This is a genomic window from Pollutimonas subterranea, from assembly GCF_002849655.1.
Classification (GTDB): domain Bacteria; phylum Pseudomonadota; class Gammaproteobacteria; order Burkholderiales; family Burkholderiaceae_B; genus Pollutimonas; species Pollutimonas subterranea.
Map to the genome: position 1 here is coordinate 31,434 of NZ_PDNW01000022.1, position 21,079 is coordinate 52,512.

Consider the following 21,079-nt stretch of genomic DNA (forward strand, 5'->3'; position numbering starts at 1 on the left):
ATCCGAAAAGTTGTCCTGATTCAGTCCACGAATAAAACATAGGTTATGCCGCGCTTTATTTGTATCTAAATCCATGATGCCAAACGGTTTAATTGGGTTGTGCCAGTTATCCACAGACACCCATTAGTATCAGTCGTTATAAATTACAAAGATAATTAACAGCTGGGCTTCCGCCCTCTATCAGCGGCTAAGGACGTTTGCAAACTTTATGCTGTTGCCATGTATACTTCGTCCACTTCATCAAAGTTCAAAATTATTCGGGAATGGGGCTTGGATAATTAATGGGCATAAAAAAACTCCGCCATGGCGGAGTCGATAAGAGCCTGCAGCTTTAGACCATGGCTAGTTTATCCAGCGCGGCGTCCAAGGTTTCGTCCTGTTTGGCAAAGCAGAAGCGAACCAATTGATGGTTGGATTCATCCGCATTAGGCCGGCCGTAGAAAGCTGCCACAGGAATCACGCCGACACCATGTTGTACTGTCAGTTTTCGTGCAAACTCAGCTTCCGGTAAATTTGATATCTGGCTGTAATCGGCAAGCAGGAAGAACGTGCCTTGACTGGGCATGGGTTTGAAGCGTGTTTTCGCGAGTCCGCGTGTGAGACGATCGCGTTTTTGCTGGTAAAAACGCGATAATTCCAGGTAGGGAGCCGGGTCTTTCATATAGTGTGCCAGGGCCACTTGCATGGGGGACGACACGGTAAAAACCATGAATTGGTGCACTTTGCGTATCTCGATGGACAACGCGCTCGGTGCACAGCAATAACCGACTTTCCATCCGGTAGTGTGGTAGGTCTTTCCAAACGAAGAAATGACAATGGAATTCGCCGCTAGCGCTTCCCTTCTTGCAAGGCTTTGATGTTGTTTGCCGTCGAAGACGATGTGCTCATAAACCTCATCGGAAAGTACAAGAATGCCTGTTTCGTCCACAATAAGTTCAAGGGCGTCGAGATCGGATTCGTGGAGATTTATTCCAGTCGGGTTATGCGGAAAATTGATGATCAACATCCGTGTCTTAGTCGTTACGGCAGCCCTGACCTTTTGCCAGTCGACCTGGTATAGCGGATTGGATTCCGTAGGCGGCTGCATTGAAACGATTACCGGCAGCCCACCCGCCAGCTCAATAGCTGGAATATACAGATCGTAGAAAGGTTCAATAACCACGACTTCGTCGCCGGGTTTAACAAACGCCATGATACTGGCCATCAACGCTTCGCTCGCGCCACTGGTCACCGTCACTTCGGTGTCTGGATCATAGTAGTGGCCATACATGGCCTTCATCTTCGTCGATATTTCGTTTCGCAATAAAGGAATACCGGCCATGGGCGGATACTGGTTGTGCCCATCTTTCATGGCCTTTACGACCTGATCCAATAGATCTGCAGACGGATTGAAGTCCGGGAATCCCTGCCCCAGATTGATGGCCTTATGCTCGGCGGCAAGCTGGCTCATTACGGTAAAAATGGTGGTACCTACTTTCGGAAGCTTGGATTCGAATTTCATGTGTGGACTATCTTGTTGGGGTTAACGGCCACCGTTGCGTAGCCATGGATCGGGGATTCTTTCATTTTCGGGATATTGCTACAACGTGCAGGTGTTCCTGATGTCCGGTCTTAATATTTGCTCTTAACGCTGCAGGCGCTGTGGCCTTAAAGTTTATTATCTACACGTTATAGGTGCGCCCATTGTAGATGCAAGGCCGCCTTATTGCATCGTTAAGCACTGCTTATCAACATCTTATTAGGCGGGTTATCCACAGCATTGTCCCCAGGCGTTAATGCTCGCGCAGCATTGTTCCACGTGAAACAGGACCGGCGAGCCGCGTTCTATCAAAGATGAAAAATACATCCGCCTTTTGCTAACTAACTGTTTAACTATTTCTATACATGTACAACAGAACATCGATTTCTACATGTATTTTATAAGGCGGCATATCCTGGTTAATTCCGTTCTTCTATGGAGCGATGTTTGATTCTTTAATTTTTTGCTCGACCTAATAAAAAAATAATCAAAGTTCGTATTACCTGCATGCTTCGGTCATGGCTGGAATGTAAATAACTGCTGCTTCCCCATATCGTCTTCCCTTGTTTCACGTGGAACATTCCGCGAAAGCAAGAATGGAAATGTTTTTCATCCTCTTGATTTTCCATGCAACCATTGCAGGCTAAAGTTAATCATTCGAGGCACCGCATAAAAATCAAACAATGAAGGTAGATCAAAATCCAACCGTATGTCGTTTCGAACAACCTATCGTCATGGTTTGGCTAATATGGTTCCATCCTTCATCTCGTGTTTCACGTGAAACAAAACCGTTTATATACAGCTATTCCCTTATCGGGTTTGGTTTCCGGGCTCTGTGTCTAAGCAGGCATAAAAAATCCAGATGAACTTTCCGGCGGACGTTTCAAACCTCTGTACCGAGAAACGAAAAACTTCTGTACATGGCAAAGCAGCTGTTTCACGTGGAACATTCCGTTAATATAAAGTTCCTAGGTATGAGACCGAAAAACCTACGTTTCACGTGAAACATCTTCCTACGGCGCTATAATGTTAAGTTGGCGTACTTACTCGCTTGAGCGAAAAATGATTTATCCAGAACAATTTGATGTGATTGTGGTCGGTGGCGGCCATGCTGGTACCGAGGCTGCTCTAGCGGCTGCCCGTACAGGTGCGTCCACGCTTTTATTGACCCATAATATGGAAACGCTGGGGCAGATGTCCTGCAATCCGTCCATAGGAGGGATTGGTAAAGGCCATTTGGTAAAAGAGATTGACGCCTTGGGTGGAGTAATGGCTTATGCCACTGACCAGGCCGGCATACAGTTTCGCATCCTCAATCAATCGAAAGGCCCCGCAGTGCGGGCAACGCGCGCTCAAGCAGACCGGTCTTTGTATCGCCAAGCAATCCGGACGACGTTGCAAAATCAGCCCAATTTGATGATTTTCCAGCAGGCGGTGGATGATTTGATGTTGGAGGGCGACAGAGTCGTAGGTGCCGTCACGCAAATCGGCCTGAAGTTTCGCGGCCGCACGGTGGTAGTCACGGCCGGAACGTTTCTTAATGGCTTGATCCACGTGGGACTGGATCACTATTCGGCGGGTAGAGCAGGTGATCCTCCGTCTGTTTCTTTGGGTCAACGGCTAAAGGAAATGAAACTGCCGCAAGGCCGGCTGAAGACCGGAACCCCGCCGCGCATCGATGCACGCAGCATTGATTTTTCGAAGTTGGAAACTCAGGCCGGTGACAGCGACCCGGTGCCGGTATTCTCCTACATGGGCAGTGCGGACATGCATCCCCGGCAATTGCCGTGTTGGATCACGCATACCAACGAACGGACACATGACATCGTGCGTTCGGGATTGAGCCGGTCACCCATGTATAGCGATGATGCGACAATCGAAGGGATCGGACCTCGTTATTGTCCTTCTATCGAAGATAAAATTCATCGATTTGCTGATAAGGCCAGTCACCAGATATTTTTGGAGCCCGAAGGCCTTACCACCCAGGAGATCTACCCAAACGGTGTGTCGACGAGTCTGCCATTCGACATACAACTAGCCATGGTCAGGACGTTGCCAGGACTCGATAACGCGGTCATCATGCGGCCGGGTTACGCAATCGAGTATGACTATTTCGATCCACGTGAACTCAAGACGACATTGGAAACTCGCGCCATAAACGGACTGTTTTTTGCAGGCCAGATCAATGGAACGACCGGCTACGAAGAAGCGGCGGCACAAGGTTTGTTGGCAGGCCTGAACGCTGCACGTCAGGCAAAAGGCGAGGAAGGCTGGTGTCCCAAGCGGAACGAGGCTTACCTGGGTGTTTTGGTGGATGACCTGATTACCAGTGGGGTAACAGAACCGTATCGCATGTTTACATCGCGCGCTGAATATCGTTTGAGTCTACGTGAAGACAACGCAGACTTGCGCCTCACCGAGCAAGGTCGGGCGCTAGGGTTGATTGACGATGCGCGGTGGGATTCCTTCTGCCGGAAGCGCGACTCTGTAAATACCGAAATTGAAAGACTAAGAAGCAGTTGGGTCAATCCAAAAACGCTTGCCTTGCATACTGCCGAGACCTTGTTGGGAAAGCAGGTCGAACGGGAGTATTCCTTGTACGACCTGTTGAAGCGGCCACAGGTATCCTATAAAGCGCTGATGGATTTGGCCAAACAAGATGGCGAGCCGCTGGCAGGGCCCGGCTTGGCCGATAAAACGGCTGCTGAACAAGTCGAGATCCAGGTCAAGTATTCCGGCTACGTGGCCAAGCAACAGGAAGAGGTTGAAAAACAGGCCACTCAGGAAGGACAGCCCATTCCGGCCGATATGGATTACGACGCCATCACAAGTCTGTCCATCGAGGTCCGTCATCGTTTGAAAGCCAGTCGGCCAGAGACAGTAGGGCAGGCCGGACGGATATCAGGTGTCACGCCCGCAGCCGTGTCCCTGCTTTTAATCCATTTGAAGCGTCTGCAGCACCGGAAAAAAGTAGCGTAATGACGCAGGATCACGATTACGCACAGCGTCTTGACGCCGCTGCCAAAGCACTCGAAATCGATCTCGACCTGGAACAATCTTCAGCGCTGCTCGGGTATATCGCCCAGCTTCAACGCTGGAATCGCACCTACAACCTTACCGCCTTGCGTGACCCTGAACAAATGTTGATTCAGCATCTGTTTGACAGTTTGGCGGTTGTCGGTCCACTTGATCAAATACTGTATAAAAACACAGTGTCGACAAAGCCGCTTGTTGTCGATGTAGGTTCCGGTGCGGGCCTTCCCGGAGTGGTGCTCGCGATTATGCGACCACACTGGACTATTCGCTGCGTCGACGCCGTCGAAAAGAAGATGGCGTTTGTGAGGCAAATGGCCAGCGTACTGAAGCTACCGAATTTGCATGCCGTCCATGCCCGTGTAGAGACTTTGCCCTCGCTTGAGGCTGATATCGTCATCTCCCGGGCATTTGCATCGTTGCTTGATTTCGCAACACTGGCGGGGTCGCACGTCGCCCAAGGTGGACAATTGGCTGCCATGAAAGGTCGGGAACCGTTGGATGAGATCGATACACTAGAGCAGCAGACGGATTGGCGGTCTCGTCATGTCCAGACGCTGCATGTCCCGGAATTGAATGCCCAGCGTTGCCTGGTCTGGTTGAGTCGCCAAGGAAGCTCATGAATAACAATATAACCACAGCCGTTGCCAATGTGTTTTGTATCGCAAACCAGAAGGGAGGGGTGGGAAAAACCACCACAGCCATCAATCTTGCTGCGGCACTGGCCATGTTGCGCAAACGCGTACTGTTGATCGACCTGGATCCTCAGGGCAACGCCACCATGGGTAGCGGCATTGATAAAAACAAAGTCGAGCATAATCTTTACCAGGTGCTTATCGGCGACTCCACGATTGCTCAAGCACGGGTCAGGTCCGAAGCGGGGGGCTACGACGTACTGCCCGCCAATCGCGAGCTTTCGGGTGCCGAAATAGACCTGATCCAGATGGACCAGCGCGAACAGCAGCTTAAACAGGCTATAGAGCACGTGCTCGACGACTATGACTTCATTCTTATCGATTGCCCGCCGACCCTGTCATTGCTTACATTGAACGGCCTGGCCTCTGCCAATGGCGTCATCATCCCCATGCAGTGCGAGTACTTCGCGCTGGAAGGGCTGTCTGACCTCGTGAACACCGTTAAGCGCGTGCACCGCAACATCAATCCGCAATTGCAATTGGTGGGCTTGCTACGCGTGATGTTCGATGCTCGAGTAACCCTGCAGCAGCAGGTATCGGCCCAGATCGAAGCTCATTTTGGCGACAAGGTTTTCAAGGCTGTGGTGCCACGCAATGTGCGCCTTGCTGAAGCCCCTAGCCATGGCTTGCCCGGTGTGGTCTACGACAAGAATTCACGCGGGGCGAAGGCCTACATCGAATTCGGCAATGAACTTATAAAGCGCATGAAGAAAGAAGCCTTGCGCCAGCAAGCGCGACCGCGCAACGAATCAAGAATCTGAAAGAGGAACACACAATGGCAACAAGGAAACCCAAAGGATTGGGCCGGGGTCTGGAAGCCTTGCTGGGCGAGGATGTACCGGTGATGGAGAATTTTGGTAAAGCCGATCCACAGGAAGACCGTCTTCCTTCCGTGCTGAAAGTGAAGCTCATGCGCGCCGGTAAATACCAGCCTCGCACGCGCATGGACGAAGGCGCCCTGAATGAGCTCGCCGAATCGATTCGCAGCCAAGGCATCATGCAGCCTATCCTGGTGCGTCCCCTTGCTGGCAAGGACGCCGGCAAGTACGAAATCATTGCGGGAGAACGCCGTTTCCGCGCGGCCCAGTTGGCCGGCCTGGCGGAAGTACCGGTTCTAGTGCGTGAAGTGCCTGATGAAAGTGCCGCGGTCATGGCGCTGATCGAGAACATTCAACGCGAAGACCTGAATCCACTGGAGGAAGCACAGGGCGTACGCCGCTTGCTGGACGAGTTCGGACTGACCCATGAACAAGCGGCGCAGGCAATAGGACGCTCGCGTTCGGCCACCACCAACCTGATGCGTCTCCTCAACCTCACCGGCCCGGTTCAGACCATGTTGTTGGCCGGCGACATCGATATGGGTCATGCCCGGGCATTATTAGCGACCGATTCCGCCACCCAGATACTGTTGGCGAACGAAGTCATTGCAAAAGGCCTTTCCGTTCGTGAAACTGAAAAGCTGGTGGGCCGCAGCATACGCGAAGCCGACGAGCAAGGCGCAAAGCCCGCACGCAAATCGGTCGCACAGTCAGGCGACGTGAAGCGCATGGAAGAAGCATTATCCGACTATCTCGGTACACGCGTGACACTCAAAATCGGTGCCAAAAGCCGCGGTCAGCTAATGATTGATTTTCATGGCTGGGAGCACTTGAATTCATTGCTTGAACGCCAAGGTATGTCGAGTATTGTGGAAACCTGACACCCGACTGGAACCGTATTTGTATCTTTCGTTACAATCCGGCTTGTTTAAGGCTGTTTATCGTCGTTTGTGTTTGACATGGCTTTAAAAAGCCTTCATAATTCGCAATTCGCTTTTGGTGGGATGCCCGAGTGGTTAAAGGGGGCAGACTGTAAATCTGTTGACCTTGCGTCTACGTTGGTTCGAATCCAACTCCCACCACCAAAAGCCCCTTTTTATGTAGCCGCTGGCCAGTTGTCAGCGTTTGCAGAATGATCAGGTGGATAGAATCCCCTCGCGGGTGTAGCTCAATGGTAGAGCAGAAGCCTTCCAAGCTTATGACGAGGGTTCGATTCCCTTCACCCGCTCCAGCAGTTTATTGATTTCTGCCCGAAATGGCAGATAGCAACGAAGTCGTTGCCCATGTGGCTCAGTGGTAGAGCACTCCCTTGGTAAGGGAGAGGTCACGCGTTCGATCCGCGTCATGGGCACCAAAAATTTTATTTATTTGTAGCTTTATTCCATAGTCAGGAGTCCGCCATGGCAAAAGGTAAGTTCGAACGTACCAAACCACACGTAAACGTCGGCACGATCGGTCACGTTGACCACGGCAAGACGACGCTTACGGCGGCAATCACCACCGTGCTGGCAACAGCCTTCGGTGGCGAAGCCAAGGGCTACGCGCAAATTGACGCGGCTCCTGAAGAAAAAGCACGCGGTATCACCATCAACACCTCGCACGTCGAGTACGAAACGCAATCGCGTCACTACGCGCACGTTGACTGCCCGGGCCACGCCGACTATATCAAGAACATGATCACGGGCGCAGCACAAATGGACGGCGCGATCCTGGTGGTGTCGGCCGCTGACGGCCCAATGCCCCAGACGCGCGAGCACATCCTGCTGTCGCGCCAGGTCGGCGTGCCTTACATCATCGTGTTCCTGAACAAGGCCGACATGGTCGACGACGAAGAGTTGCTCGAGCTGGTCGAAATGGAAGTGCGCGAACTGCTCTCCAAGTACGACTTCCCCGGCGACGACACGCCTATCATCAAGGGCTCGGCCAAGCTGGCACTCGAAGGCGACGAAGGCCCATTGGGCAAGCAAGCCATCATGCAATTGGCTGAAGCGCTGGACAGCTACATCCCCACGCCAGAGCGCGCAGTGGACGGCGCCTTCCTGATGCCTGTGGAAGACGTATTCTCGATCTCGGGTCGCGGCACCGTGGTGACTGGCCGTATCGAGCGCGGTATCGTCAAGGTTGGCGAAGAAATCGAAATCGTGGGCATCAAGGACACCGTCAAGACCACTTGCACGGGCGTTGAAATGTTCCGCAAGCTGCTGGACCAAGGTCAAGCGGGCGACAACGTGGGTGTCTTGCTGCGCGGTACCAAGCGCGAAGACGTCGAGCGCGGCCAGGTTCTGGCCAAGCCCGGCTCGATCAAGCCGCACACCGACTTCTCGGCCGAAGTGTACATTCTGTCCAAAGACGAAGGTGGCCGTCACACGCCGTTCTTCCAGGGCTACCGTCCTCAGTTCTACTTCCGTACGACGGACGTGACGGGTACGATCGAATTGCCAGCGGACAAGGAAATGGTCCTGCCCGGTGACAACGTCTCGATGAAAGTCAGCCTGATGTCGCCCATCGCCATGGAAGAAGGCTTGCGCTTCGCCATCCGCGAAGGCGGCCGTACCGTTGGTGCTGGCGTTGTTGCCACCATCATCAAGTAAGCAGTAAAGTATCAATAGCGAACAAACAGTATGTTGGTTCGCGTCAGTTCAAAAGGTGGTGAGCCAAAACCGGTCACCACCTTTCGGGGTCTAGGGGCATAGCTCAATTGGCAGAGCGTCGGTCTCCAAAACCGAAGGTTGTAGGTTCGATTCCTACTGCCCCTGCCACAGTCAGTTCATCGCAGCCGCATTCAGCGGCGCCACTCGCCGGAATATGTCGAATAGCAACATAGTAACCGTTACCAGTACCACCGATCGCGTCAAGCTGGGTCTGGCGGTGCTTGTTATCGTAGCCGGCATCGTCGGCTACTCGATGCTCGATGGCCAACCCGTCATAGCGCGTGTAGGCGTTTTTCTCGGCAGTCTGGTCGTCGCCGCAATTATTGCCTGGTTCAGCGAGCCTGGTCGTCGCACCATCAGTTTTGGTCGCGATTCATACAACGAAGTCAAGCGTGTAGTCTGGCCGACGCGTAAAGAAGCCACGCAGATGACGGGCATCGTATTCGTGTTCGTCGTCGTGATGGGTATCTTGTTGTGGATCGTCGACAAAGGTCTTGAGTGGGTCATCTATGGCCTGCTGCTCGGCTGGAAATAAAGGGCACACATGAGCAAACGTTGGTATGTCGTTCACGTCTATTCCGGAATGGAAAAAAGCGTGCACAAGGCACTGGTCGAGCGTATTGAACGCGCCGGACTGGAAACATCCTTTGGACGCATCCTCGTTCCGTCCGAAGAAGTCCTTGAAGTAAAGGGCGGCAAGAAGTCCATTACAGAACGACGTATTTTCCCAGGTTACGTGCTGGTCGAAATGGACCTTACCGACGAAACCTGGCATTTGGTAAAAAATACAAACCGGGTAACCGGTTTCCTCGGCGGTTCCGGTAATCGCCCCGCGCCCATTTCCGACCGTGAAGTCGAAAAAATTCTTTCCCAAATGGAAGAAGGCGTCGAGAAGCCCAAGCCCAAAGTCCTCTTTGAAGTCGGCGAAATGGTTCGCGTCAAGGAAGGCCCGTTTGCTGACTTCAACGGCAATGTCGAAGAAGTCAACTACGAGAAAAGCAAGGTGCGTGTGTCGGTCACTATTTTTGGTCGCGCAACACCTGTCGAACTGGATTTTGGTCAGGTTGAAAAGACCTGATTTTTTGAAACCCCGGGGAGCCGGCCTCGCTACGCGCAGGCCAGTGTTTGAACCCGCAAGGAGCTAAGCATGGCGAAGAAAATCGTCGGCTTTATCAAGCTGCAAGTGCCAGCTGGTAAGGCTAACCCCTCACCCCCAATCGGTCCGGCGCTGGGTCAGCGCGGTCTGAACATCATGGAATTCTGCAAGGCGTTCAACGCCAAGACCCAAGGCCTCGAGCCCGGTCTGCCAATTCCAGTGGTCATTACCGCCTACGCAGACAAGAGCTTCACGTTCATCATGAAGACTCCGCCTGCTACAGTCCTGATCAAAAAGGCTGTTAGCGTGCAAAAAGGTTCGGCTCGTCCAAACCTGGACAAAGTGGGCGTCCTTACGCGCGCCCAGGCTGAAGAAATTGCAAAAGCCAAATCGCCCGATCTGACGGCCGCCGACCTCGATGCAGCCGTACGCACGATCGCTGGTAGCGCCCGCAGCATGGGCATCACGGTTGAAGGGGTATAAACATGGCCAAGTTGAGCAAACGCGCCGCAGCAATCGCTGCCAAGATTGACGCCAATAAATTCTATCCTGTTGCTGAAGCCATCGCGCTGATCAAAGAAACGGCTACGGCCAAATTCAATGAATCGATCGATGTCGCTGTGCAATTGGGTATCGATCCCAAGAAATCCGACCAATTGGTTCGTGGTTCGGTCGTGTTGCCCGCCGGCACCGGCAAGTCGGTACGTGTTGCCGTCTTCGCCCAAGGCGAGAAAGCTGACGCTGCACGCGCCGCTGGTGCCGATATCGTCGGCCTGGACGACCTTGCCGAAAGCATCAAGGCTGGCCAGATGGATTTCGACGTGGTCATTGCATCGCCTGACACAATGCGCGTTGTCGGCGCCCTGGGTCAAATCCTCGGTCCTCGCGGCCTGATGCCCAATCCCAAGGTCGGCACCGTGACTCCTGATGTCGTTACCGCCGTCAAGAATGCGAAGGCAGGTCAGGTGCAGTACCGTACCGACAAGGCTGGCATTATCCACGCCACGATAGGCCGTGCTTCCTTCGAAGTGGAACAATTGCAATCCAACCTGCTTGCTCTGGTTGATGCCCTGAACAAGGCGCGTCCAACTGCAGCAAAAGGTGTTTACATGCGCAAGCTCGCTGTTTCGTCCACGATGGGCGGCGGTGCGCGCGTAGAAATAGCTTCCCTGACGGCTTGATTTCAAGCCACAGGAAATAGAACTTTGGGCTGTGTCTGGGTTCGCCAGACATTGCTGTCAAAGACCGCTGGAGTACCTCCGCATGGCGTTTCGTGCGCAAGCTTTGGTACTTAATTTCAGACTGCTTGCAGAATGAGTCCAGCGCAGACGGCGCCCATGGAAGAATTCTTTTAAGAACTCGACCAGGTGCGCCGCATTCGGTTGACGCAAGGGACCCTCCCGAGCGTCTTTAGATGGAGTGTTCAAACCGTGAGTCTCAATCGTCAAGAGAAAGCGGTAGTCATCGAGGAAGTCACTGCAGAAGTTGCAAAGGCTCAATCGGTCATTATCGCTGAGTACCGTGGTCTGGACGTTGCCTCTGCTACCGTATTGCGCAAAACTGCGCGTGAGTCGGGTGTGTATCTGCGTGTTCTCAAAAACACGCTAGTCCGTCGTGCTGTTGTCGGAACTCCTTTCGAGGAACTCTCGGCTCAGCTGACCGGTCCGCTAATCTACGCGATTAGCACAGATCCGGTTTCGGCGGCAAAAGTACTAGCCGGTTTCGCTAAAACCAATGACAAGCTGGTTCTCAAAGGCGGGGCATTGCCCAATAACGTCTTGAGCCAAGATGGTGTGAAGGCCCTGGCCACCATGCCGTCGCGCGACGAGTTGATCTCGAAACTGATGGGTACGATGCAAGCCCCTGTCACGCAATTTGTGCGTACGCTCAACGAAGTTCCTACCAAGTTCGTTCGCGGCCTCGCGGCTGTGCGCGATCAGAAGGAAACTGCGTAAGCAGGTCCTTCGGATTTCGTCGAACAGAGCGACACCCAACCCTGGTTTTTATATATATATTTGGAGTTCTCAAAAATGGCATTAAGCAAAGCTGACATCCTTGACGCTATCGCTAGCATGACCGTGCTCGAATTGTCCGAGCTGATCAAGGAAATGGAAGAAAAATTTGGCGTTTCGGCTGCTGCCGCCGCTGTGGCTGCCGCTCCTGCTGCTGGTGGCGCTGCCGCTGCTGCTGAAGAGCAAACCGAGTTCACGCTCGTATTGAGCGAATTTGGCGCAAACAAGGTTAGCGTCATTAAAGCCGTGCGTGAAATCACTGGTCTGGGCTTGAAAGAAGCCAAAGACCTGGTTGACGGCGCACCAAAGCCAGTCAAGGAAGGCATGGCCAAAGCTGACGCTGAAGCTGCCAAGAAGAAGCTTGAAGAAGCCGGTGCTAAGGCCGAACTGAAGTAAGCTTGTTTTCGCTTGCCCGGGAAGCGCCAAGGCCTTCCCGGGCTTTTGCGTTTCCAGAAAACCCTCGATTCTGGTCGGGTTATTGGCCCGAATCGGGTTTTCTGGAGTCGTAAACCAGGGCCGTGGTTGACGGCCCATGTAACCCTCGAGTCGGAGTGCTCATGCCTTATTCGTTCACCGAAAAAAAGCGCATACGCAAGAGCTTCGCCAAGCGTGAAGACGTCCAGGACGTCCCTTACCTTTTGGCGACTCAACTGCAATCATTTAAAACATTTCTGCAGGCGGATACTACACCTTCCAAACGCAAAGATGAGGGCCTGCAAGCGGCCTTTAGTTCAATCTTCCCGATCGTTAGCCATAATCAGATGGCGCGGCTTGAGTTCGTGAGCTACGTGCTTGGCGAACCTGTGTTTGATGTCAAGGAATGCCAGCTGCGCGGGCTGACCTATGCTTCTCCGTTGCGTGCCAAGGTACGCCTGGTCCTGCTGGACCGCGAAGTAAGCAAGCCCACAGTCAAAGAAGTCAAAGAGCAGGAAGTATACATGGGCGAAATTCCGCTCATGACCAATACTGGCTCTTTTGTGATCAATGGCACGGAACGTGTCATTGTTTCCCAGTTGCACCGTTCCCCCGGCGTCTTTTTCGAGCATGATCGCGGTAAAACGCACAGCTCGGGCAAGCTGCTGTTCTCGGCTCGCGTGATTCCCTACCGTGGTTCGTGGCTGGATTTCGAGTTCGACCCCAAGGACGTCCTGTTCTTCCGTGTCGACCGTCGTCGCAAGATGCCCGTCACCATTCTGCTCAAGGCCATCGGGATGACACCCGAAGCCATCCTGGCGTACTTCTCGGATTTCGACAACTTTGAAATCCACAAAGAAGGCGGCACGCTTGAATTCGTGTCGGAACGCTGGAAGGGCGAAATGGCCCATTTCGATATCACCGATCGCGATGGCAAGGTCATTGTCGAGAAAGATAAACGAATCAATGCCAAGCATTTGCGCGACCTGGCTGCCGCCAACGTCGAGCGCGTTTCCGTGCCTGAAGATTTTCTTCTTGGCCGTGTGCTGGCCAAGGGCGTGATCAACCCCGAAACGGGCGAAGTCATTGCCAACGCCAACGACGAAATTTCCGAGTCCATGCTCGCCGAACTACGCGTGGCGAACATCCGTGAAATCCAGACGCTGTACATCAACGAATTGGACCGCGGCGGCTATATTTCGCAAACCCTGCGCACCGATGAAACCGCTGACCAGATGGCTGCCCGCGTGGCAATCTATCGCATGATGCGCCCCGGTGAGCCTCCGACCGAGGACGCCGTCGAAGCCTTGTTCCAGCGTTTGTTCTACAGCGAAGACGCCTACGATTTGTCGCGCGTCGGCCGCATGAAGGTAAACAGCCGTTTGGGCCGTGGTGAAGACATCACCGGTCCGATGACGCTTACCAACGAAGATATCCTTCAGACCATCATGGTGCTGGTGGAGCTGCGTAACGGGCGCGGTCAGATCGATGACATCGATCACCTGGGCAATCGCCGTGTACGTTGCGTGGGCGAACTGGCCGAGAACCAGTTCCGTGCGGGCCTGGTACGTGTAGAGCGTGCGGTAAAAGAACGTCTGGGCCAAGCCGAGACAGAAAACCTGATGCCTCACGACTTGATCAATTCCAAGCCTATTTCGGCTGCCATCAAGGAATTCTTCGGTTCAAGCCAGTTGTCGCAGTTTATGGACCAGACCAATCCTTTGTCCGAAATTACGCACAAGCGTCGCGTTTCGGCCTTGGGACCTGGCGGTCTTACACGCGAACGTGCGGGCTTCGAAGTGCGCGACGTGCACCCGACCCATTACGGCCGCGTATGCCCGATCGAAACGCCTGAAGGCCCGAACATCGGGCTGATCAACTCCATGGCGCTGTACGCTCGTCTGAATGAGTATGGTTTCCTGGAAACGCCTTACCGCAAGATTATCGACGGCAAGGTCAGCGAGCAGATCGATTACCTGTCGGCCATCGAAGAAAGCCACTACGTCATTGCGCAGGCCAACGCCGAGCTCGACGACGAAGGACGTTTTGCCGATGATCTCGTGGCTTGCCGCGAAGCGGGCGAAACCATGCTGACCGCACCGACCAATGTGCACTACATGGACGTTGCTCCATCGCAGATCGTATCCGTGGCTGCATCGCTGATTCCATTCCTGGAGCACGATGACGCCAACCGGGCACTGATGGGCGCCAACATGCAGCGTCAGGCTGTTCCGTGCCTGCGTCCCGAGAAGCCACTGGTCGGCACGGGCATCGAGCGCACGGTCGCCGTCGACTCGGGTACAACGGTACAGGCCATTCGCGGCGGTATCGTTGATCACGTCGATGCAGAGCGTGTGGTTATTCGCGTGAACGATGAAGAAGATATCGCCGGCCAGGTCGGTGTGGATATCTACAATCTCATCAAGTACACGCGTTCCAACCAGAACACCAACATCAACCAGCGTCCTATCGTCAAGCGTGGCGATCACGTCGCGCGTGGCGACGTGCTGGCCGATGGCGCCTCGACCGATCTGGGCGAACTGGCCCTGGGCCAGAACATGCTGATCGCGTTCATGCCCTGGAACGGGTACAACTTCGAAGATTCAATTCTTATCTCCGAAAAAGTAGTTGCCGATGATCGCTATACGTCGATCCACATCGAAGAGCTGACAGTAGTCGCTCGCGACACCAAACTGGGTGCCGAAGAAATCACCCGCGACATCAGCAATCTGGCCGAGACGCAATTGAACCGTCTGGATGATTCGGGCATTGTCCATATCGGCGCTGAAGTGCGCGCCGACGACGTGCTGGTCGGCAAGGTCACGCCTAAAGGCGAGACCCAGCTGACTCCCGAAGAAAAGCTGCTGCGCGCCATTTTCGGCGAGAAAGCCTCCGACGTGAAAGATACGTCACTGCGCGTGCCTTCGGGCATGGTCGGTACCGTTATCGATGTGCAGGTCTTTACGCGTGAAGGGATTGAACGCGATAAGCGCGCTCAGTCCATCATCGACGACGAATTGCGCCGTTACCGCCAAGACCTTAACGATCAGCTGCGTATTGTTGAAAACGATACCTTCGATCGTATCGGCAAGTTTCTGGTCGGCAAAGTGGTCAACGGTGGTCCGCGCAAGCTGGCCAAGGGTACGGCTCTTACCAGCGAATACCTCGCCGAGGTCGATCGCTGGCAGTGGTTTGACGTGCGCCTCTCCGACGAAGCCCACGCTATCGTGCTGGAGCAGGCCAAGGAATCGGTCGAGCAGAAGCGTCACGAGTTCGACCTTGCCTTTGAAGAGAAGCGCAAGAAGCTGACTCAGGGCGACGAACTGCCTCCTGGCGTACTCAAGATGATCAAGGTTTACCTTGCCGTCAAGCGCCGCCTGCAACCTGGCGACAAGATGGCTGGCCGTCACGGTAACAAGGGTGTCGTATCGCGCATCACACCTATCGAAGACATGCCGCACATGGCCGACGGCACGCCTGCCGACATCGTGCTGAACCCTCTGGGTGTTCCTTCGCGGATGAACGTCGGTCAGGTTCTTGAAGTGCATCTGGGCTGGGCCGCCAAGGGCGTGGGCTTCCGCATTGCAGACATGCTCGAAGACGAAAAGAATATCCAGCTCAAGGATATTCGCACCTACCTCGAGAAGGTCTACAACAGCACAGGCGCCAAGGCCCGTATCAGTGAGCTGACCGATGATGAAGTCATCGAGATGGCGCACAACCTGAAAAATGGCGTGCCTTTGGCAACTCCGGTCTTCGACGGTGCTACCGAAGAAGAGATTACCAAGATGCTGGAACTGGCTTACCCCGACGATATCGCCGAACGCCTCAAGCTTACGGAAACACGTTCGCAAGCGTGGCTGGTTGACGGTCGTACGGGCGAGCAATTTGAACGTCCGGTTACGGTCGGCTACATGCACTATCTGAAACTGCATCACCTGGTTGACGACAAGATGCATGCGCGTTCTACTGGCCCATACTCGCTGGTTACGCAGCAGCCACTGGGCGGTAAAGCCCAGTTCGGTGGACAGCGTTTTGGTGAGATGGAAGTGTGGGCGCTCGAAGCTTACGGTGCAGCGTACACGTTGCAGGAAATGCTTACCGTCAAGTCTGACGATATTGCAGGCCGGACCAAGGTGTACGAAAACATCGTCAAGGGCGACCACGTCATCGACGCCGGTATGCCAGAGTCGTTCAACGTTCTGGTCAAAGAAATTAGATCCCTGTCCCTGGACATGGATTTGGAGCGTAAATAATGAAAGCGCTACTCGATCTGTTTAAACAAGTTTCGCAGGACGAGCAATTCGATGCCATCAAGATCGGCATCGCTTCGCCCGAGAAAGTGCGGTCGTGGTCTTTTGGGGAAGTTCGCAAGCCCGAAACGATCAACTACCGTACATTCAAGCCCGAGCGCGACGGCTTGTTCTGCGCCAAGATATTCGGCCCAATCAAAGACTACGAGTGCCTTTGCGGCAAGTACAAGCGCCTGAAGCACCGTGGCGTCATCTGCGAAAAGTGCGGTGTCGAAGTTACCGTAGCCAAAGTGCGCCGCGAGCGCATGGGCCATATCGAGCTTGCCAGCCCCGTGGCGCACATCTGGTTCCTCAAGAGCCTGCCTTCGCGCCTCGGCATGGTCCTGGATATGACCCTGCGGGATATCGAACGCGTACTGTACTTTGAAGCATGGTGCGTCATCGAACCTGGCATGACCCCGCTCAAGCGCGGTCAGATCATGTCCGACGACGACTTCCTGGCCAAGACCGAAGAATACGGCGACGACTTCCACGCCCTGATGGGTGCGGAAGCGGTGCGCGAATTGTTGCGCACCATCGATATCGATCGCGATGTCGAAATCCTGCGCGCTGAACTCAAGGCCACGTCATCCGACGCCAAGATCAAAAAGATCTCCAAGCGTCTGAAGGTGCTGGAAGGCTTCCAGAAATCGGGTATCAAGCCCGAGTGGATGGTAATGGAAGTGCTGCCCGTGCTGCCGCCGGACCTGCGTCCGCTGGTGCCGCTGGATGGCGGTCGCTTCGCGACTTCCGACCTGAACGACCTGTATCGCCGCGTCATCAACCGCAACAATCGCCTGAAGCGCCTGCTGGAATTGAAGGCGCCGGACATCATCCTGCGCAACGAAAAGCGCATGCTGCAGGAATCGGTCGACTCCTTGCTGGATAACGGTCGTCGCGGCAAGGCCATGACGGGCGCCAACAAGCGCCAGCTCAAGTCGCTGGCCGACATGATCAAGGGCAAGAGCGGTCGTTTCCGTCAGAACTTGCTGGGCAAGCGCGTCGACTACTCCGGCCGTTCGGTTATTGTGGTGGGCCCGCAGCTCAAGTTGCATCAATGCGGTCTGCCCAAGCTGATGGCGCTCGAACTGTTCAAGCCTTTCATCTTCAATCGTCTTGAAATGATGGGCCTGGCCACGACGATCAAGGCTGCCAAGAAGCTGGTCGAAACTCAAGAGCCGGTGGTCTGGGATATCCTCGAAGAGGTCATCCGCGAACACCCGGTCATGCTCAACCGTGCGCCAACGCTGCACCGTCTGGGTATCCAGGCGTTCGAACCCGTTCTGATCGAAGGCAAGGCGATCCAGCTGCATCCGCTGGTTTGCGCGGCGTTCAACGCCGACTTCGACGGCGACCAGATGGCCGTACACGTACCGCTGTCGCTGGAAGCCCAGCTCGAGGCCCGCACGCTGATGCTGGCGTCGAACAACATTCTGTTCCCGGCCAATGGCGAACCGTCCATCGTGCCGTCGCAGGATATCGTGCTGGGTCTTTACTACACGACGCGCGAACGCACCAACGGCAAAGGCGAAGGCTTGTTCTTCACCGACGTTGCTGAAGTCCAGCGTGCCTACGATAACCGCGAGGTCGAGCTTCAAAGTCGCGTCACCGTTCGCCTGAACGAGTACGAGAAAGACGAGCAGGGCGCATGGCAACCTGTGCTGCGTCGGTTCGAAACGACAGTGGGTCGTGCATTGCTGTCGGAAATCTTGCCGCACGGGCTGCCGTTCTCGGTGTTGAACCGTCCGCTCAAGAAGAAAGAGATTTCTCGTCTTATCAACCAGTCCTTCCGTCGCTGCGGTTTGCGCGCAACGGTGATTTTCGCCGACAAGTTGATGCAGTCGGGCTTCCGTTTGGCTACTCGCGGCGGGATCTCGATTGCCATGAGCGACATGCTGATCCCCTCGGTCAAGGAAGAAATCCTTGCCCAGGCCAGCAAGGAAGTCAAGGAAATCGATAAGCAGTACTCGTCGGGTCTGGTGACTTCGCAAGAGCGTTACAACAACGTGGTCGATATCTGGGGCAAGGCCGGCGACAAGGTCGGCAAAGCCATGATGGAGCAGTTGTCCACCGAGCCGGTCACCAACCGCCACGGCGAAGAAGTACGCCAGGAATCGTTCAACTCCATCTACATGATGGCCGACTCCGGCGCGCGGGGTTCCGCCGCACAGATACGCCAGTTGGCTGGTATGCGTGGCCTGATGGCCAAGCCTGACGGTTCGATTATCGAAACGCCGATTACCGCCAACTTCCGTGAAGGTCTTAACGTACTCCAGTACTTTATTTCCACTCACGGTGCTCGTAAAGGTCTGGCCGATACCGCTCTTAAAACAGCGAACTCGGGTTACCTGACACGTCGCCTGGTTGACGTGACGCAGGATCTGGTCATCAGGACCTACGATTGCGGTACGACGCGCGGCTATCTGATGAAGGCCCTGGTGGAAGGCGGTGAAGTCATCGAACCGTTGCGCGACCGTATTCTGGGTCGTGTGGTCGCCGCCGATATCGTCAATCCTGAGAACCAGGAAACCGCGCTGGCTGCCGGCACGTTGCTCGACGAAGACCTGGTCGAATACATCGACAGCATCGGTGTGGACGAAGTCAAGGTGCGTACACCTCTTACTTGCGAAACACGCCATGGCTTGTGTGCGCATTGCTATGGGCGTGACCTGGGCCGCGGCAGCATGATCAACCAAGGTGAGGCTATCGGTGTTATCGCCGCCCAGTCCATCGGGGAGCCAGGCACGCAGCTTACGATGCGTACCTTCCACATTGGTGGTGCGGCATCGCGTAATGCCATGGCCAGCTCGGTGGAAACAAAGTCCGCCGGTACCATCGGCTTTGCCATCGGCCTGCGCTACGTGACCAATGCCAAGGGCGATCGCGTTGCCATCTCGCGCTCGGGCGAAATCGTCATTTTTGACGATAATCGCCGCGAACGTGAACGCCACAAGATCCCGTACGGCGCAACCATCACCGTTGGTGACGGCGATGTCGTCAAGGCCGGTCAACGCCTTGCAAGCTGGGATCCGCTGACGCGTCCTATCGTGTCGGAATATGCGGGACTGGTGCGGTTCGAGAATATCGACGAAGGCGTCACCGTCGCCCGCCAGCTGGACGAAGTCACCGGCCTGTCGACACTCGTGGTCATTACGCCCAAGACTCGTGGCGGCAAGATCATGATGCGTCCGCAGATCAAGCTTCTGAATGAAGCAGGCGAAGAAGTGAAGATTGCCGGCACCGACCATTCGGTAAACATCACCTTCCCGGTGGGCGCACTGATTACCGTGCGCGATGGCATGCAAGTCTCCATCGGTGAAGTGCTGGCGCGTATTCCACAAGAATCGCAAAAGACGCGTGATATTACCGGCGGTTTGCCACGCGTGGCCGAGCTGTTCGAAGCACGCTCACCGAAAGATGCCGGCATGCTTGCCGACGTCACCGGTACTGTTTCCTTCGGCAAGGACACCAAGGGCAAGCAGCGCCTGGTCATCACCGACCTGGATGGTGTCAGCCATGAGTTCCTGATTCCCAAGGAAAAACAGGTGCTTGTGCATGACGGCCAAGTCGTGAACAAGGGTGAAATGATTGTTGACGGTCCGGCCGATCCGCACGATATCCTGCGCCTGCAAGGTATCGAGCGCCTCGCCAGCTACGTGGTCAATGAAGTCCAGGACGTGTACCGTTTGCAAGGCGTGAAGATCAACGACAAGCATATCGAAGTGATTGTTCGCCAGATGCTGCGCCGCGTAAACATCACCAACGCGGGCGACACCAGTTTCATTACCGGCGAGCAAGTAGAGCGTTCCGAGCTGCTTAACGAAAACGACCGCATGGAAGCCGAGGGCAAGATTCCAGCCACGTACGACAACGTACTGCTGGGTATCACCAAGGCATCCCTGTCGACCGATTCGTTTATCTCGGCGGCCTCGTTCCAGGAAACCACGCGGGTTCTTACCGAAGCGGCAATCATGGGCAAGCGCGACGATTTGCGCGGCCTGAAAGAAAACGTGATTGTCGGTCGCCTGATTCCCGCGGGTACCGGTATGGCCTACCACATGGCGCGCAAAGACAAAGAGGCCCACGAAGCGGCCGAACGTCAAGCCGCTCGTGCGATGGCCAATCCTTTCGAGGATACGCCTCCCGTCGAAGCTGTGGAAACTCACAGTGAAACGGCCTCCGACGAGGGCACAGGGCCTATCGAAGAGTAAGCCTGCAGTGTGTAGCAAGTGAAAAAGCCGGGTGGCCACACCCGGCTTTTTCTATTTGGCGCGGTATAAACAAATAAATGTTTGTCTATCAGGGTATTTATCTAGACTCTTATTGACCTTCCGGATATTGCTATGCTACGATGGCGAGCTTGCCAAAGGGATTATTTGCCAAAATACCCGGGTAAGGTTAGTAAAAGCTGGCTAGCAATAGCCGCAAGTATCAATAGCAAGAATTGTCGCAAGACCCGCTCTTTTACGTTTTTCGTGTCTGGCGGTTTTTGCGCAAACCGCCTGAGGCTCCCTTAGTGTTCGACATCATGTCGAGCCTATCGCAGCAG

General features: G+C 54.6%; 14 protein-coding genes and 4 tRNA genes. 17 read left to right on the forward strand and 1 reads right to left on the reverse strand.

All coding sequences use genetic code 11. The features are described from left to right. Positions 1-331: 331 nt before the first annotated feature. Positions 332-1,501 carry a methionine aminotransferase gene (locus tag CR159_RS18800; RefSeq protein WP_102075492.1) on the reverse strand — a complete coding sequence of 390 codons (1,170 nt, stop codon included), beginning with the start codon at positions 1,499-1,501 and terminating at the stop codon, positions 332-334. Positions 1,502-2,581: 1,080 nt separating this feature from the next. On the opposite strand from CR159_RS18800, the gene mnmG reads away from it, so the two are divergent. From mnmG to rpoC, 17 genes are all read left to right on the forward strand, one after another. Next, positions 2,582-4,498, forward strand: coding sequence for a tRNA uridine-5-carboxymethylaminomethyl(34) synthesis enzyme MnmG (gene mnmG, locus CR159_RS18805; RefSeq protein WP_102075493.1), 1,917 nt, complete (start codon positions 2,582-2,584; stop codon positions 4,496-4,498). After that, the gene (gene rsmG, locus CR159_RS18810) at positions 4,498-5,175 is read left to right on the forward strand and encodes a 16S rRNA (guanine(527)-N(7))-methyltransferase RsmG (protein WP_102075494.1); all 678 of its coding nucleotides are present in this window, start codon (positions 4,498-4,500) and stop codon (positions 5,173-5,175) included. Before mnmG ends, rsmG begins: the two co-directional genes overlap by 1 nt. Continuing rightward, positions 5,172-6,008, forward strand: a complete 837-nt coding sequence (locus CR159_RS18815) for a ParA family protein (protein ID WP_102075495.1) — start codon at positions 5,172-5,174, stop codon at positions 6,006-6,008. The genes rsmG and CR159_RS18815 overlap by 4 nt, the downstream gene beginning before the upstream one ends. A gap of 14 nt (positions 6,009-6,022) precedes the next feature. Beyond that, positions 6,023-6,946: a ParB/RepB/Spo0J family partition protein gene (locus CR159_RS18820; RefSeq protein WP_102075496.1), complete on the forward strand. Its 924-nt coding sequence runs from the start codon at positions 6,023-6,025 to the stop codon at positions 6,944-6,946. A 117-nt stretch (positions 6,947-7,063) separates the two neighbouring features. Next, positions 7,064-7,150, forward strand: a tRNA-Tyr gene (locus CR159_RS18825). Between the two features lie 72 nt (positions 7,151-7,222). Continuing rightward, positions 7,223-7,296, forward strand: a tRNA-Gly gene (locus tag CR159_RS18830). 48 nt (positions 7,297-7,344) lie between these two features. Continuing rightward, positions 7,345-7,419: transfer RNA gene (locus CR159_RS18835), tRNA-Thr, on the forward strand. Positions 7,420-7,465: 46 nt separating this feature from the next. Further along, on the forward strand, positions 7,466-8,656 hold the full coding sequence (gene tuf, locus CR159_RS18840; RefSeq protein WP_102075497.1) for an elongation factor Tu: 1,191 nt from the start codon (positions 7,466-7,468) through the stop codon (positions 8,654-8,656). A gap of 92 nt (positions 8,657-8,748) precedes the next feature. Then, positions 8,749-8,824 (forward strand) — tRNA-Trp (locus CR159_RS18845). A gap of 46 nt (positions 8,825-8,870) precedes the next feature. Then, the gene (gene secE / locus CR159_RS18850; protein WP_102075498.1) at positions 8,871-9,251 is read left to right on the forward strand and encodes a preprotein translocase subunit SecE; all 381 of its coding nucleotides are present in this window, start codon (positions 8,871-8,873) and stop codon (positions 9,249-9,251) included. Between the two features lie 9 nt (positions 9,252-9,260). Next, positions 9,261-9,794, forward strand: coding sequence for a transcription termination/antitermination protein NusG (gene nusG / locus CR159_RS18855; protein WP_102075499.1), 534 nt, complete (start codon positions 9,261-9,263; stop codon positions 9,792-9,794). A gap of 69 nt (positions 9,795-9,863) precedes the next feature. Further along, the gene (gene rplK, locus CR159_RS18860; RefSeq protein WP_102075500.1) at positions 9,864-10,295 is read left to right on the forward strand and encodes a 50S ribosomal protein L11; all 432 of its coding nucleotides are present in this window, start codon (positions 9,864-9,866) and stop codon (positions 10,293-10,295) included. A gap of 2 nt (positions 10,296-10,297) precedes the next feature. Next, positions 10,298-10,993 carry a 50S ribosomal protein L1 gene (gene rplA, locus CR159_RS18865; RefSeq protein WP_102075501.1) on the forward strand — a complete coding sequence of 232 codons (696 nt, stop codon included), beginning with the start codon at positions 10,298-10,300 and terminating at the stop codon, positions 10,991-10,993. Positions 10,994-11,242: 249 nt separating this feature from the next. Next, positions 11,243-11,767 (forward strand): 50S ribosomal protein L10, encoded by a 525-nt coding sequence (gene rplJ / locus CR159_RS18870; RefSeq protein WP_102075502.1) that lies wholly within the window; start codon positions 11,243-11,245, stop codon positions 11,765-11,767. Positions 11,768-11,842: 75 nt separating this feature from the next. Then, entirely contained in the window at positions 11,843-12,220 is a 378-nt protein-coding gene (gene rplL, locus CR159_RS18875; protein ID WP_102075503.1) for a 50S ribosomal protein L7/L12, read from the forward strand. Positions 12,221-12,381: 161 nt separating this feature from the next. After that, entirely contained in the window at positions 12,382-16,494 is a 4,113-nt protein-coding gene (gene rpoB, locus CR159_RS18880; RefSeq protein ID WP_102075504.1) for a DNA-directed RNA polymerase subunit beta, read from the forward strand. Further along, on the forward strand, positions 16,494-20,741 hold the full coding sequence (rpoC, locus tag CR159_RS18885) for a DNA-directed RNA polymerase subunit beta' (protein ID WP_102075505.1): 4,248 nt from the start codon (positions 16,494-16,496) through the stop codon (positions 20,739-20,741). The genes rpoB and rpoC overlap by 1 nt, the downstream gene beginning before the upstream one ends. Positions 20,742-21,079 lie beyond the last annotated feature (338 nt).

Coding starts and splice junctions, on each gene's coding strand:
- CR159_RS18800 (WP_102075492.1), bottom strand. CDS start 1,501: ATGAAATTCGAATCCAAGCTTCCGAAAGTAGGTACCACCATTTTTACC.
- mnmG (WP_102075493.1), top strand. CDS start 2,582: ATGATTTATCCAGAACAATTTGATGTGATTGTGGTCGGTGGCGGCCAT.
- rsmG (WP_102075494.1), top strand. CDS start 4,498: ATGACGCAGGATCACGATTACGCACAGCGTCTTGACGCCGCTGCCAAA.
- CR159_RS18815 (WP_102075495.1), top strand. CDS start 5,172: ATGAATAACAATATAACCACAGCCGTTGCCAATGTGTTTTGTATCGCA.
- CR159_RS18820 (WP_102075496.1), top strand. CDS start 6,023: ATGGCAACAAGGAAACCCAAAGGATTGGGCCGGGGTCTGGAAGCCTTG.
- tuf (WP_102075497.1), top strand. CDS start 7,466: ATGGCAAAAGGTAAGTTCGAACGTACCAAACCACACGTAAACGTCGGC.
- secE (WP_102075498.1), top strand. CDS start 8,871: ATGTCGAATAGCAACATAGTAACCGTTACCAGTACCACCGATCGCGTC.
- nusG (WP_102075499.1), top strand. CDS start 9,261: ATGAGCAAACGTTGGTATGTCGTTCACGTCTATTCCGGAATGGAAAAA.
- rplK (WP_102075500.1), top strand. CDS start 9,864: ATGGCGAAGAAAATCGTCGGCTTTATCAAGCTGCAAGTGCCAGCTGGT.
- rplA (WP_102075501.1), top strand. CDS start 10,298: ATGGCCAAGTTGAGCAAACGCGCCGCAGCAATCGCTGCCAAGATTGAC.
- rplL (WP_102075503.1), top strand. CDS start 11,843: ATGGCATTAAGCAAAGCTGACATCCTTGACGCTATCGCTAGCATGACC.
- rpoB (WP_102075504.1), top strand. CDS start 12,382: ATGCCTTATTCGTTCACCGAAAAAAAGCGCATACGCAAGAGCTTCGCC.
- rpoC (WP_102075505.1), top strand. CDS start 16,494: ATGAAAGCGCTACTCGATCTGTTTAAACAAGTTTCGCAGGACGAGCAA.